The 14512-nt window shown below is 61.5% G+C and carries 13 protein-coding genes; 4 read left to right on the top strand and 9 right to left on the bottom strand.

What is annotated here, in order from left to right; genetic code table 11:
* The first annotated feature begins 23 nt into the window (after positions 1-23).
* On the top strand, positions 24-1163 hold the full coding sequence (gene rodA / locus GAL_RS03780; protein WP_024096266.1) for a rod shape-determining protein RodA: 1140 nt from the start codon (positions 24-26) through the stop codon (positions 1161-1163).
* Between the two features lie 2 nt (positions 1164-1165).
* Here rodA and GAL_RS03775 read toward each other — a convergent pair whose 3' ends face one another.
* The gene (locus GAL_RS03775; protein ID WP_024096265.1) at positions 1166-2008 is read right to left on the bottom strand and encodes a LysR family transcriptional regulator; all 843 of its coding nucleotides are present in this window, start codon (positions 2006-2008) and stop codon (positions 1166-1168) included.
* Between the two features lie 92 nt (positions 2009-2100).
* Between GAL_RS03775 and GAL_RS03770 the strand changes: the two genes are divergently transcribed.
* From GAL_RS03770 to GAL_RS03760, 3 genes are all read left to right on the top strand, one after another.
* Complete coding sequence (locus tag GAL_RS03770) at positions 2101-2511, top strand: VOC family protein (protein WP_024096264.1); 411 nt, start codon at positions 2101-2103, stop codon at positions 2509-2511.
* Entirely contained in the window at positions 2508-3434 is a 927-nt protein-coding gene (locus GAL_RS03765) for a 2-hydroxyacid dehydrogenase (protein ID WP_024096263.1), read from the top strand. Before GAL_RS03770 ends, GAL_RS03765 begins: the two co-directional genes overlap by 4 nt.
* 530 nt (positions 3435-3964) lie before the next feature.
* Complete coding sequence (locus GAL_RS03760) at positions 3965-5650, top strand: tryptophan halogenase family protein (RefSeq protein WP_024096262.1); 1686 nt, start codon at positions 3965-3967, stop codon at positions 5648-5650.
* A gap of 88 nt (positions 5651-5738) precedes the next feature.
* Here the strand turns inward: GAL_RS03760 and GAL_RS03755 are convergent, their stop codons facing one another.
* The 8 genes from GAL_RS03755 to GAL_RS03720 all read right to left on the bottom strand — a co-directional run bounded on the left by GAL_RS03755 (position 5739) and on the right by GAL_RS03720 (position 14376).
* Entirely contained in the window at positions 5739-7754 is a 2016-nt protein-coding gene (locus tag GAL_RS03755; RefSeq protein WP_024096261.1) for a M3 family metallopeptidase, read from the bottom strand.
* Between the two features lie 96 nt (positions 7755-7850).
* The gene (locus GAL_RS03750; RefSeq protein ID WP_024096260.1) at positions 7851-8672 is read right to left on the bottom strand and encodes an amino acid ABC transporter permease; all 822 of its coding nucleotides are present in this window, start codon (positions 8670-8672) and stop codon (positions 7851-7853) included.
* Positions 8673-8736: 64 nt separating this feature from the next.
* On the bottom strand, positions 8737-9549 hold the full coding sequence (locus GAL_RS03745; protein ID WP_024096259.1) for a transporter substrate-binding domain-containing protein: 813 nt from the start codon (positions 9547-9549) through the stop codon (positions 8737-8739).
* A 43-nt stretch (positions 9550-9592) separates the two neighbouring features.
* Positions 9593-10705: a HesA/MoeB/ThiF family protein gene (locus tag GAL_RS03740; protein WP_024096258.1), complete on the bottom strand. Its 1113-nt coding sequence runs from the start codon at positions 10703-10705 to the stop codon at positions 9593-9595.
* The gene (dut, locus tag GAL_RS03735; RefSeq protein WP_024096257.1) at positions 10705-11160 is read right to left on the bottom strand and encodes a dUTP diphosphatase; all 456 of its coding nucleotides are present in this window, start codon (positions 11158-11160) and stop codon (positions 10705-10707) included. The genes GAL_RS03740 and dut overlap by 1 nt, the downstream gene beginning before the upstream one ends.
* A gap of 42 nt (positions 11161-11202) precedes the next feature.
* The gene (gene coaBC / locus GAL_RS03730) at positions 11203-12405 is read right to left on the bottom strand and encodes a bifunctional phosphopantothenoylcysteine decarboxylase/phosphopantothenate--cysteine ligase CoaBC (protein WP_024096256.1); all 1203 of its coding nucleotides are present in this window, start codon (positions 12403-12405) and stop codon (positions 11203-11205) included.
* A gap of 115 nt (positions 12406-12520) precedes the next feature.
* Positions 12521-13501, bottom strand: coding sequence for a ChaN family lipoprotein (locus tag GAL_RS03725; protein WP_024096255.1), 981 nt, complete (start codon positions 13499-13501; stop codon positions 12521-12523).
* Positions 13498-14376 carry an RNA polymerase factor sigma-32 gene (locus tag GAL_RS03720; RefSeq protein ID WP_024096254.1) on the bottom strand — a complete coding sequence of 293 codons (879 nt, stop codon included), beginning with the start codon at positions 14374-14376 and terminating at the stop codon, positions 13498-13500. The genes GAL_RS03725 and GAL_RS03720 overlap by 4 nt, the downstream gene beginning before the upstream one ends.
* Positions 14377-14512: the final 136 nt, after the last annotated feature.

Raw genomic sequence — 14512 nt, 5'->3', positions numbered from 1 at the left:
CCGCCGCGCATGAGAGGATCGGCATGAGCTATCTCGCCAATAACGCACAATCGGTTCCCACTGGCCTGCGCAAGGTCCTCTATCTGAACTGGCCCTTGGTTCTGCTACTAGCCAGCGTCGCCAGCGTCGGGTTTCTGATGCTCTACTCGGTGGCGGGGGGCAGTTTCTCCCCTTGGGTGGAGCCGCAGGTCAAACGTTTCGTTCTGGGCCTGTCGGTGATGCTGGTCGTCGCCATGATCCCGATCTGGTTCTGGCGCAATATCTCTGTTCTGGCCTATCTGGTCTCCGTCCTGCTTCTGGTGGCGGTGGAGTTTTTCGGCACCGTCGGCATGGGCGCACAGCGCTGGATCGATATCGGCTTCATGCGCCTGCAACCATCTGAACTGATGAAGATCACGCTGGTGATGCTGCTGGCCGCCTATTACGACTGGCTGCCGCCGGAACGCTGCTCGCGTCCGCAATGGGTGATCCTGCCGGTCATCCTGATCCTGCTGCCCACGTTTCTGGTGCTGCGCCAGCCGGACCTTGGCACCTCCATCCTGCTGATGGCGGCCGGTGGCGGTGTGATGTTCCTGGCCGGTGTCCACTGGGCTTATTTCGCCGCTGTAATCGGAGCCGGTGTCGGACTTGTGGCCACCGTGTTCAAGAGCCGAGGCACCGACTGGCAACTGCTGAAGGACTACCAGTTCCGCCGCATCGACACCTTTCTGGATCCCTCACAGGACCCGCTCGGGGCGGGCTATCACATCACCCAGTCGAAGATCGCGCTCGGCTCCGGCGGCTGGTCAGGGCGCGGCTTCATGCAGGGCACCCAGTCGCGACTGAACTTCCTGCCGGAAAAACACACCGATTTCATCTTCACCACTCTGGCCGAGGAATTCGGTTTCATCGGCGGGTTTACCCTGCTGTTCATCTATATGCTGGTGATCACCTTCTGCATTGCCACCGCACTCGCCACCAAGGACCGCTTTGCGTCGTTGGTCACATTGGGGATTGCGATCAGCTTCTTCCTGTTTTTTGCAGTGAACATGTCGATGGTGATGGGCCTTGCGCCAGTGGTGGGGGTGCCGCTGCCGATGGTGTCCTATGGTGGCTCGGTGATGCTGGTGCTGATGGGCGCCTTCGGCCTTGTGCAAAGCGCGAATATCCACCGCCCCCGCTAAGATCAGGCGCCTAGGGACGCCAGCAGCACCCCTGTCAACGCGCTGTCGGCATCGCGCTGATGCAGCAGAACCCCCAACCGCCGGGCCTCCCCGTCAAAAGGGATGAACCGCAGGCCAGCATGCCTGCGCAGCCCCTGCCAAAGCGGCACAACAGCCTGTGCGGTGCCCTCGGCCACCATTTGCGCGATCAGCTCAAGCGCATCCAGTTCCGCCAGAATGTCCGGCGTCTCAACCCGCTGTGTCAGCGCCTGCCAACAGCACGCCCCACCCCAGGCCTCGCGGCTGTAGATCAGGAACGGTAGCGCCCCATCAGATAGCCCCTCACCGTCCCCTTCTGCCTGCAACAAGCCAATGGGCTGGCGGGCCACCTCTTTGAATATATAGGCTTTGGGGAGCGCAAACGGTGGCTCAATCAGCAGTGCGGCATCCACCTCCCCTTGCTGCATCGCCGTATAAAGCCCTTCCGATGAGCCCGGCACCAGCTGCAAGGCAACCTCCGGCGCAGCCCCCCTCAAGTGCCGAAGGATCACTCCCGCGTAATCCCCCATGGCCGTTGACACAGCCCCAAGCCGCAGCGTGCCGCTCAGGGTGGCCCCGCGCAGCTGCCCCCGCAGCTCTGCCTCAGCCCGCAGAACCTCTCGCATCTTTGGTAACAGGCGACGGCACTCCGCCGTCGGCTGCATGACGCGCCCGGCGCGGCACAACAGCCCCACACCGATATCAGCCTCCAGCGCCGCGATCCGTTGCGAAATCGCCGATGCGGTGATCCCCTCCCGGCGCGCCGCCGCCGCCAGGGATCCCTCCTCTATCGTTGCGACGAGGCTGGCAAGAAACCGTATATCCATAGTTTTTCTTATGTTTGAATATAGAAAAATAAGCTACCCTTTTTCATCATCCCCTTCTATCCCTGAGGCCACAGATTACAGGGAGCAGAGCGATGAGCATTTTTCACCTCGCCTATCACGTCGATGACCTTGATCAGGCGCGCGGTTTTTATGGCGGCCTCCTCGGCTGTCAGGAGGGGCGCAGCACCGAGACCTGGGTGGATTTCAACTTCTTCGGCCATCAAATCTCGCTCCACCTCGGACCGGTTTTTGCCACCGCCAACACCGGCAAGGTCGGCGATCACATGGTGCCGATGCCCCACCTTGGCGTGATTCTACCGCAGGCGGACTGGCGCACGTTGGCCGATCGGCTGGAGGCGGCGGGGCTGGCGTTCACTATCGCCCCCACCACACGGTTCGCAGGCGAGCCGGGCGAGCAAAGCACGATGTTCTTTCATGATCCCGCAGGTAACCCGGTTGAAATCAAGGGGTTTGCCGATATGGCCGGAGTATTTGCAACATGATCAACGTCCAGTTTGCCGCCCTGCCCGAACGCTGGGCCACCTATGAGGCGCCTTTGCGCGCCGCCTTCGCAGAGGTCGGGCTGAAGGTCGATCTGCGTCTGGATCACGCCCCGGCTGATGTGGATTACGTGGTCTATGCCCCCAATTCAGACCTGCAGGATTTCACCCCCTATACCCGCTGCAAGGCGGTGCTCAGCCTCTGGGCCGGGGTGGAGAAGATCGTGGGCAACCAGACCCTGACGATGCCGCTCTGCCGGATGGTCGACCCCGGTCTGACCGCGGGTATGGTGGAATGGGTCAGTGGCCATGTGCTGCGCTATCACCTCGATATCGACCGCACGATCCACACGCAGGACCGCTGGGAGCCGGTGGTCCCCCCGCTTGCCGAGGAACGCCCGGTGACGGTTCTGGGTCTTGGCGCGCTGGGGCAGGCCTGTGCGCAGATGCTAGCGACACTTGGCTTTCCGGTCACTGGCTGGTCGCGATCTGAGAAATCCATAGACGGCATCACCTGCCGCCATGGCGATGCAGGCCTGCGCGACGCGCTAGCGATGGCAGAAATCGTTGTCCTGCTGCTGCCTGATACCCCGGCGACGGAAAACACCCTCAACCGCGACACCCTCGCCCTGCTGCCCAAGGGCGCGCGGATCATCAACCCCGGTCGCGGCCCCCTCATCGACGACGACGCCCTTCTGGCCGCGCTCGACAGGGGTCAGATCGGCCATGCAACGCTTGATGTCTTCCGCGTTGAGCCGCTGCCGATGGATCATCCCTATTGGGCCCATCCCAATGTGACCGTGACGCCGCATATCGCGGCAGAAACCCGGCCCCTCACCGCCGCGCGCGTCATTGCTGAGAATATCCGGCGGGGTGAGGCTGATGACGCCTTCCTGCATCAGGTGGATCGCAGGCTTGGGTACTAGCCCCAGATACGCAGCGGATAAGACTTAACGATCAGCAAACCCAGCGCCCGTCGCGCTCAGGATTGGTTCAGACCGCTGTGGCAGACTGGCCCCAATCGCGATTGCAGGATCCGGGTCTGGCACCCCGGCTCCCACCAGGAACCGGACCCCAACTTCTGGGGTCGTGCAGAGAATTTGAGCACGCGGGCCCTGAACCCGCCCTCCTCCGCCCCCGTGGCGGCGCCGTCCGCTTTATGCCGCGACCACCCGGCTGCAGACAAAGGCCCCGATCAACAACTGATAGATTGATCCGCCCCCAGAGCCACCCCCCGGATAGCCACAGGCTGCACCGGCAAGCCCTGCTGCAGAACAGTAGATTTCAAAACTTGAAGACTGGCGTGCCCAGCCTGCGCCCCTCCGCACGACAGCGCATCGCGCCTCGGACCGCCTGATAACAGGGTCCACACAGCAATTTGCGGAATTGTTGCTAGCCAGATGCCAGATAGCTGCGCTACGGTCCTTGAAAAAACTATAAAACAGGGACGGAACACATGAACAATCGCTTAAGGAGGATCACCATCGTTGGGGGTGGTACGGCGGGCTGGATGACGGCGCTGATCCTGGAGACGGAACTCTCCCGCACGTCAGCGCCCAAAGACCGGCCAAAAATCTGCCTGATCGAAAGCCCGAATATCGCCACCGTCGGTGTGGGCGAGGCAACCGTACCGCGGATGCCCAAAACCCTCCGTCAGGCGGGGATCTCGGAGCGCGCTTTCTTTCGCGAGACCAATGCCTCGTTCAAACTGGGTGTGAAATTCTGCAACTGGAACACCGATGCCAAGGGCAATCGCATCGACTACGTGAACCCCTTCGCCCATGGCCAGCTGCTGGAGGGGTTGGAGCCTGCAGAGTATTTCCTGCGCTTTGGTAACGGGGATCGGGACTATACCCAGTCCATCTCCCCCCATGATGATCTGGGCCGCCTGTGCAAGGGCGCACGCCCCTTAGGTCAGCCGGAGTTTGAGCAGCGGTTTGGCTATGCCTACCATCTGGACGCGGTGAAATTTGCAGGCATGCTCACCAAGGTCTGTACCAAGCATGGCGTAGAACATATTCAGGATGAGGTGACATCGGTTGAGCTGGATGAGCAGGGCAATGTCAGCCATCTGATGCTGGAGCAGCGCGGCCGTCACGATGTCGAGATGGTCATCGACTGCACCGGTTTCCGCGGGCTGATTATCAATCAGGCGCTGGGTGAGCCGTTTATGGATTACTCCGACTATCTGCCCAATGACCGCGCGATGGCGCTGCAGATCGACCACCCGAACCCGGAAAAGATCGAAAGCCTGACGCGCTCCACCGCCCTTGGCGCCGGTTGGACCTGGCGGGTGCCGCTTTATAACCGTGTGGGCACCGGCTATGTGTTCTCCTCCGCCCATCGCACCGATGATCAGGCGGCGGATGAATACCTCGCGTGGCTCGGCGACAGTGGCAAGGGGGCGACCCCGCGCATCATTCCAATGCGGATCGGGCGGGTGCGCAATGCCTGGGTTAAGAACTGTGTCGCCATCGGTCTGGCCGGCGGGTTTATCGAACCTCTCGAAAGCACCGCAATCCATATGATCGATCACGCGGTGCGCTGGCTTACCGAACATATGCCCACGCGCGACATCGCCCCGTCCCTGCGCAGCCGATACAACCGGCAGATGGACAAGCTCTATGATGAGGTGCTGGAATTCATCTGCCTACACTACCGGCTGGGCAACCGCACCGATGACCAGTATTGGATCGACGCCCGCACCGAGATGAAAATCCCGGATCGTCTGGCCGAAAATCTGGAACTCTGGCAGCACCGACTGCCGATGCCCCATGATATTGAGTTCGCGACCCTGTTTGACTACCGCGTCTATCAGACCGTGCTTCTGGGCAAGCAGGTCTATGATACGGGCTATGGCCCCGGCATCCGGGATCGGCTGCGGCCGCTGAAGAAACCGATCTGGTTCCAGTGGTGGAAAGGCGCGAAGGTGGATCTGGCGCAAATCCTCAAATCCATGCCCGATCACAAAACCCTGCTGCGCGATATTCGCGGCGAGCTGGATCAGCGCGGCTTTGGCATGGCGGCTGCGATGAAGCCAACGGTGTCTATGCCATGTCCTGAGGCGGTGCCCTGCATGATCCAGAATATGCCCAGCTTCAGCGAAATCGAGAACGGTCAAAAAGACCTGCAGCTGTTCTAGGATCAAGGACAAAGGCTCAAACAGTTCACAAATGAAAGAGGGCAGACGCGTGGCGCCTGCCCTTTTCCATGCCAACGGCCAACGTGGATTATTTCGCCGCCAGTCCGCGCCCCTTCAGCAACGCATCAACACCCGGCAGGCGCCCCCGGAACGCAGTGTACAGCTCGGCCGGATCACGGGAGCCACCGGTGGAGAGGATATGCGCCTCCAGCGCCTCGGCGCGCTCCGCATCAAAGGCGCCGCCCGCCTCCTCAAAGGCGGCAAAAGCATCTGCGTCCATCACCTCGGACCACATGTAGCTGTAGTAGCCGGAGGAATAGCCATCACCCGAGAAGACATGCGCAAAATGCGGTGTCGCATGGCGCATGATGATCGCGGGCGGCATGCCGATCTCTGCCAGCACCTCTGCCTGTCTGGCCATCGGATCTTTCGGCGCAGGCCCGTCATGAAACGCCAGATCCACCAGCGCAGACGCCACATATTCCACCGTCTGGAACCCCATATCAAAAGTCGAGGCCGCCAGAACCCGGTCGCGCATCTCGACGGGCATCGGTTTGCCGGTTTCCGCATGGGTGGCGAATTTGCCCAGAACCTCCGGCACATCCAGCCAGTGTTCATAAAGCTGCGAAGGCAGTTCTACAAAGTCGCGCGCCACGGAGGTGCCGGAGATGCTCTCATAACTCACATCCGACAGCATCTGATGCAACGCATGGCCAAACTCATGAAACAGCGTGCGCGCATCATCATAAGACAGCAGCGCCGGATCGCCCTTGGCAAAGTTGCAGACGTTGATCACGATCGGGGTCTGCACCTCAGGGAACTTCGCCTGACTGCGCATCGCCGAACACCATGCACCGGAACGCTTGGACGAACGGGCAAAATAATCGCCAATGAACACCGCCACATGCGCGCCATTGCGGGTCACCTCCCAGGCGCGGCAATCTTCGTGATAAAGTGGCACCTCAAGCGGCGTGAACTCCAGCCCGAACAGGCGGGTTGCGCAGTCGAACGACGCCTCAATCATGCGGTCCAGCTGGAAATAGGGCTTCAGCTCCGCCTCATCCAGATCATGCTCCGCCTTGCGCCGTTTCTCCGCATAGTAGCGCCAGTCCCACGGCTCCAGTTCGCCGTTGATGCCATCCTCCTGCATCATCTTGGTCAGCACCCAGGCATCTGCCTCCGCCTGCGCCTTGGCCGGTTCCCAGACCTGCATCAACAGATCACGCACTGCAGCCGGGGTCTTGGCCATCTCGGTTTCCAGCTTGTAGGCCGCAAAGTTTTCATAGCCCAGCAGTTTGGCGCGTTCTTCGCGGAGGGCCAAAATTTCAGCAGCGATCTCACGATTGTCGCTGTCACCGCCATTGGCACCGCGCGCGGCCCAGGCTTCAAAGGCGCGTTTTCGCAGGTCGCGGCGTGGCGAGAACTGCAGAAACGGCGTGATGAGAGAGCGCGACAGCGTCACCGCGGGACCATCCAGCCCCTTATCCTTGCCCGCCGCACGCGCGGCATCGACGACGAATTGCGGCAGACCGGTCAGATCGTCTTCGCTCAGCGCCATGAACCAGTCGCGCTCATCCGCCAGCAGGTTCTGGGTGAACTCGGTCCCAAGCGTCGCCAGGCGGGATTTGATCTCCTGCATGCGGGTGTCATCCACGCCCTCCAGCGCCGCACCACCCCGCACAAAGCTACGGTGTGTCAGCATCAAGACACGCGCCTGTTCCTCCGTAAGATCCAGCGTATCGCGTTGATCCCAGACAGATTTGATGCGGGCATACAGCGCCTTATTCGCGGTGATGGCCGAGAAATGCGCCGCCAGCTTTAGCGAAAACGCCCGCTGTAGCGCCTCACGCTCGGGATTACTGTCGGCCCCGGCCACGCTGTAGAACACCGACAGAACCTGTTCCAACTCGCGGCAGGGGGTTTCCAGCGCCTCGATCACATTGGCAAATGTCGGCGCCTCATCCGAACTGGCAATCGCATCAATCTGCGCCTTATGCGCAGCCAATGCCTCCTCCAGCGCAGGGGCGAAATCGCTGTCCTTGATTTGGTCGAAGGGGGCGATTTCAAACGGCGTGTCCCAGGTGGACAGCAGTGGATTGGTCATGGCAAATCTCCTTTGAGAGGAAGCTATGCCTGCCCCTGCCCGCCGTCCAGAGGCACAGTCGAGAGAATTTCATCAATCACCGCAAGGGGACCGTAGCTAGCGGCGCTCCTCACGGCGGCGCAGGTGTTTTTCAAACCGTCTGAGCAGCAGCGACAGGCCGATGGTCAGGGTCAGGTAAATCAACGCCACCACATTGTAGGTCTCGAAATAGCGGAAATTGCCGACCGCCGTCAGCTTGCCCAGCTGCGTGACATCCGCAACACCCAGCACCGACACCAACGAGCTGTCCTTCACCAAGGCGACAAAATCATTGCCCAGCGGTGGCAGGATGGTGCGGATTGCCTGTGGAAACACGATGAAACGGAAGCGATGCCAACGGCTGAGGCCCAGCGCCTTTGCCGCCTCGATCTGGCCTTCATCCACGGATTGCAGGCCCGCGCGAAACACCTCCGAGATGAAGGCGGAATAGGCGATCATCAACGCGATGATGGCCCGCCACAACAGCGGAAAATTGCGGGTGCGGATCGGATCCAGCCCCAGATGCGCGCCGATCCAGTTGCGCAGCTCCACCAGCGCCGGCGCCAGAACGAAGGCAACATAAAGCAACAGCACAATGATCGGAATGCCGCGCACCACCTCTATGTAGAACCGCGCGCTCTGGCGGATCACCAGCCAGCGTGACCCCGCCGCCAGCGCCAGCCCAAGGCCCAGGAGCGATGCGAGAAAAAAACTGATCAGCGTCACAAAGATGGTCAGCTGCACGCCGCGCATCAACGTGCTGAGGATGGTGAGATAAAGATCATCCGAAGCCACCCGCCAGACCAGCGTCCCGCCAATCAGAAGCACCGCCGCCAGCCACCAGGGAAAATCGTCTTTCTTGCCGTCCGCCCTGCGCGGCTTTGGTTCTTGTGCGCTCATATCTGCCCCGTGATGTAGAAATCCCCGGCTCCTAGGCCGGGGATTGGTCGTTGTCTGTGCAGGGTTATCCGCCGAGCTTATACTCAAGGAACCACTTGGTGTTCAGCGCATCCAGCGTGCCGTCCGCCTCCATCGCGGCGATGGCCGCATTGATCGGTGCCACAAGATCGCTGCCCTTCGGGAAAATGAAGCCGAAATCCTCGGTCCCCAGCGGCTCACCTACGATTTTCAACGCACCATCAGACGCCTGCACGTACCCATTGGCGGCGGTGCTGTCAGAAAGCGCCAGATCCACATCGCCCGTGCGCAGCGCCTGAATCGCCGCGCCGAAGGTTTCAAACAGCTTGATACGCGGGTTCGCCTCATCGCCGTCAAGGATATCGTAAACTGTCACATAAAACGGCGTGGTACCCGGCTGCGCGCCTGCCAGCAGGTCCGCATCAGCGGCAAAACCTGCAGCATCGTCAAACCGGCTCTCATCCCCGGCCACGATCATGCGCATCTGCGAGGTCAGGTATTTGTCTGAAAAATCAACCTTTTCCTTGCGGTCATCGCGGATAGTGATGCCGGTCATGCCCATGTCATACTGGCCATCGCTGACCGCCGGGATCATCGCATCCCAGCTGGTGGTTTCATAAACCACGGTGATGTTGATCCGCTCCGCAATCTCCGCCATGGCGTCATATTCCCAGCCAATTGCCTTACCGCTGGAGGGTTCAACAAATTGCAGCGGCGGATAGGCGTTTTCCACCGACACGACCACTTCGCGCCCTTCAAGATCCGGCAGATCCGCCGCGATAGCTCCGCTTGCCAGCAAGGCCATCCCTGCGGTTGCGGCCGCTGTTTTCAGCGCCGTCCCAGTCCATGTGAATGTCATCTTATCCTCCCCTTTGGTAATGTGATTGCGTCGTCAGATTGTCTCAGGTTGCCTCCGCACTAGAGCGCGGCGCGCCCACCCCTTTGCTGCTGTCCTCTCCGGCTTCCGCTCCGCCCGCGCAAATTGGGCAGTCGCTGCGTTGGCTAAGGGTGATCTTGCGGCTCTCGGAATAAAGCCCGTCGTAAATCAGCATCTCACCGCGCAGGGTTTGTCCTGCGCCGGTGATAGCTTTGATCGCCTCAAGTGCCATCATCGCGCCAACCACGCCGGGCAATGGGCCCACGACCCCCGCCTCGGAGCAGCTGGGCGCCAAGCCTGCTGCCGGCGCTTCGGGAAAGATACACTGATAGCAGGGGCCGCCCGCAGTGGGGTGAAACAGCGAAATCTGCCCCTCCCACTGCGACAGCGCGCCTGAAATCAGCGGCTTGCCCAGTGCCACGGCGGTCCGATTGGCCAGGTAGCGGGTCTCGAAATTGTCGGTGCCATCCAGGATAAGATCATAATCGCCAAAAAGATCGGCTGCGATCTCCGCATCCAAGCGGCGATGATAGGGGCGCACGGTGACATATGGGTTCTGCGCCTCCATCGCGGCCTGCGCCGAAAACACCTTGGGAATGCCGATGTCCTGATCGCGGTGGATCACCTGCCGCTGCAGGTTGGCGTTTTCCACCAGATCATCGTCGATCACCCCGATAGTGCCCACCCCGGCGGCGGCAAGATATTGCAACGCTGGCGCGCCCAAGCCCCCGGCCCCGATCACCAGAACGCGCGCCTTGCGGAGTTTCTTTTGCCCCGGCCCGCCCAGCTCGCGCAGGACGATATGACGGGCGTAGCGGTCCAGCTCCGTCTCCGAGAATTTGTCCAGGCGGGGTTTGGCGCCGCCTTCTGTATCCTCTTCCGGCTGTGCACGGCTACGCAGGCGGCGCAGCACATGACGATAGGCCAGCACCAGAGCCACCATACCGGCCAGCACCAGCCAGGGCGCCGCAGATCCACCGGTGCCCACGCGCAGCGGTGCCGTTTCAGGCAGGGTCAGATGCACCGCCAGAATAGCGACATACAACACCACGAGCAGACCAAGCCGCAGGTTGTGCCCCAGCCCCAGAAACCGCCCGCCCCACCAGATCAGAGCGGCAAGGACAAGGATCGACAGCATCAGCGCTGTCCCGTCGAGCCAAAACCGCCCGCCCCACGTGATGTCTCGTCAAGGGTATCGACCAACGTGAACCCCGCCTGCACCACGGGGGCCACCACCATCTGCGCAATTCGGTCGCCATGGGCGATCTCAAACGGGGCGTCACCTGCGTTCATCACAATCACCCCAAGCGGGCCGCGATAATCGCTATCGATGGTGCCGGGGGCATTGGGCACGGTAATCCCGTGTTTCAGTGCAAGGCCGGAGCGAGGGCGGATCTGCACCTCATAGCCCTGCGGAATCGCCAGCCGCAGCCCTGTTGGTACCAGTGCGCGGGCACCGGGGGCAAGGGTCAGCTGCGCGCGATCCGGCAGGTTGGCGCGCAGATCGGCCCCGGCAGCACCAGCCGTCTGGTAGGCGGGCAGCGGCACATCCCTGTCTGCGCCCTCGTCATATGTGATGCGGATCTCGACCATTCCCGTGCTTTATCCCTATTTGATGTTTCCTACTCAGGCGGTTCAACCCTTGCCCGTCAGCGCCTCTGCAATGCGATCCGCCAATTGGCGCGCGACTGCGCCCTTATCCATGCGCGGCCAGCTCTCGGCGCCTGCGTCCGAAATCAGCACAACCGCGTTTTCGCTGCCCCCCATGATACCTGTCGCCGGGGAGACGTCATTGGCCACAATCCAGTCGCAGCCCTTGCGCAGACGTTTGGCGGTGGCGTTTTCCACCACATCATTGGTTTCTGCGGCAAAGCCCACAACCAGCCCCGGTCGTCCTTCTTTCAGATGCGACACGGTTTTGAGGATGTCCGGGTTCTCGGCAAATTCCATCACCGGCAGCCCGTCCTTCGATTTCTTCAGCTTGCGGTCCGAGGCGCTGGTGACCCGCCAATCAGCCACCGCTGCGGCAAAGACCCCGGCCTCCGCAGGCAGCGCCGCCGACACCGCATCTGCCATCTCTTGTGCGGTTTCAACGGCCACCACCTCCACCCCCTCGGGCGGCGGGACGCTGGCCGGGCCCGTGATGAAGATCACCTCAGCGCCCAGATCGCGCAGAGCACGGGCCAGCGCAGTCCCCTGCACCCCGGATGAACGGTTGGCGATATAGCGCACCGGATCGATCGGCTCATGGGTCGGACCAGAGGTCAGAACAATGCGACGTCCCTTGAGCAGCCCATCGGAGAGTTTGGCGATGATCGCAGCCACGATGGCATCCGGTTCGGCCAGACGCCCAGGGCCAAATTCACCGCAGGCCATGCCGCCCTCATCGGGCCCGACGCATGTGATGCCGTCCGCCAGCAGTGTGGCCAGATTGCGCTGGGTCGCTGGGTGCCGCCACATGCGCACGTTCATCGCTGGCGCCAGCAGCACCGGCGTATCCGTGGCCAGCAGCAGGGTAGAAGCAAGATCATTGGCGTGACCATTGGCCATTTTCGCCATCAGATCTGCGGTTGCCGGGGTCACCACCAAAAGATCCGCGCTGCGTGACAGCTGGATATGACCCATCTCAGCCTCAGCCGTGAGGTCAAAGAGATCGCGATGCACCGCCTGACCGGCCAGCGCCGAGACGGACAGCGGCGTGACAAATTCTTCTCCCGCCTTGGTCAGAACCGGTACAACCTCGGCCCCTTGATCCTGAAGACGGCGGATCAGCTCCAGCGACTTATAGGCGGCAATTCCGCCGCCGATAATCAGGAGAATACGTTTGTTCGCCAGCATTTGCCTATCCTTGCCGCAGATCCCGGCAAACTCTACTGCGCCCAGCCGCCAGTGTGAAACGGTTTTCCACGGGGTCTACGATCAAGTGGTCGTCCCCCTTATGAACAGCCTGTTCTTACTGGAAAGCAAGGCAGGGGTCGGGCCGCGAAACCGGCCGCGCATCCAGCAGCACGTCAAACACCCCGTCGATCTGCCCGCCCTCCGACTGGCCCAGGGCGACAATTTTGAGATCCGGCCGGGCCAATCGCAAGGCCACCGGCGCGCCACGATCCTGCCGGGCGTGACCATTGCCGGTGATGACAACCACCTGCGCGCGCGGTTGGTCGGCGATCCCATCTGTCAACTGGTCCAACGCCGTTACAACACCACGCGCCAGCGCGGCATCCCGCAGCCGTTGCAGGTCGACCAGAACCGGCAACATCTCGGCAGGCAGTGCGTTGCAGTGATTTGCCAGCTGGTCGGCCTCGCGCGCGGCCTGTTCGGCCTCTGGCAGCGGTTCGGTCAGACCATATGCGGCTGCCTCCGCACCGAAAAAGCGCGCCACCCCCTGCTCCATCGCGCGGCGGGTCTCAGCGCGAGGCACCAAGGCTCCAACCTGCGCGGCCCCGTGGCCCGCCGCAAAAACCGGCTGGTAGAGTGCAAATTCCGGCCAGCCGGACTGCGCCCAGTCCAGCGCCTCCGCCAATGCAGGGCCATCCTGCAACAGATCCGGGGTCAGACCAGCAGCCTGCGCCGGGGTGATCATTTCCCAAACCACGGCGGCGGGCTCTAGCGCGGCAATAATCTCCGCCTGCGCCGTATGGTGGGCGGGATTGTCATGAACCTCTCCCAAAAACACCACATCTGCATCCATGAGCCGTGGCACCACTGCATCCATGAGCCGTGGCACCACGCCAGAAACGGAGGTCACTGCTGTTGCTGTCTGGGCGGTCGGGGCAGTCTGGTTGATCGGTTGATCTGCGCGGGCAGTACCGATGATTGCAGCGGCAGAGACAAGGCCCCCGAGCGTCATGGGGCGTAGCGCCGCCGCGCAGATGGAAAAGGCGCGTCCGATCTGGGTCGCGCCTTTGTTGATAAAATTACTATGGTTTTTCATAGAAGGAAGTTTTGGACTTCCCGTGAGCAGGTTTCAAGCGATTTGCGCATCTTCTGGAAGGCGCCTGCCTCCAGCTGGCGAACACGCTCCTTGGACAGGCCCAGCTCGGTTCCGAGGCTCTCCAATGTGCGAGGTTTATCCCGCAGTTTGCGTTCCGTAATGATGAAGCGTTCGCGCTCGTTCAGCGCCTGCATCGCTTCCACCAGCCAGGCCCGTAGCTGTTGGGTGTCATGGCTTTCCTCAACCAGCTCGGCGGCCTGAGCGCTGTCGTCTTCCAGCGCCTCAATCCACTCGCGGCCCTCTTCCTCGGCTGACTGGACCGCATTCAGCGAGAAATCCGCCCCCGCCAGCCGCCCGTCCATCATCTGAACGTCTCGCAGCGGCACCCCGATTTCGGTGGCAATCTGCTGGTGCAGCTGATGCTGATCCAGACGTGTGCCCTCCGACTGGGCCTGACGCTCCAGCTGGGCCTGCACGCGACGCATATTGAAGAACAGTGATTTCTGCGAAGAGGTCGACCCGGTACGCACCATCGACCAGTTGCGCATCACATAGTCCTGAATGGAGGCCTTGATCCACCAGACTGCATAGGTGGAGAAGCGTACGCCGCGGTCTGGGTCGAATTTATCGGCGGCCTTCATCAGGCCCAGACCGGCCTCCTGAATGAGGTCGTTCATCGGCGCGCCGTAGCGGCGGAATTTGGACGCCATCGAGATCGCCAGTCGCATATAGGCGTTGATCAAGCGGTGCAGCGCCTGCACATCGCGTTCATCCCGCCAGGCATAGGCCAGTTGCAGCTCTGTTTCCGCGTCCAGCAATTCCGCCTTCATTGCCCGCTTGGGCAACGGGTTTTCGATCATGGTATCAAGAGCCATTTTTCTTCCCCGTAGATGAATTTTGATCTGGTTACGCGCGGCGCGCGAAATTGGATCACTTCAGAATTGGCAAATTCCCGAAAATTAGGGTCGGGACCGTCGTTTCTGACCAAAACCTGTGGTGGGAATGGCGCGA

Source organism: Phaeobacter gallaeciensis DSM 26640 (genome assembly GCF_000511385.1).
In the GTDB taxonomy this organism is placed as follows: domain Bacteria; phylum Pseudomonadota; class Alphaproteobacteria; order Rhodobacterales; family Rhodobacteraceae; genus Phaeobacter; species Phaeobacter gallaeciensis.
The sequence above is the reverse complement of the archived record's forward strand: the minus strand, read 5'-3'. Positions and strand labels throughout refer to the sequence as shown.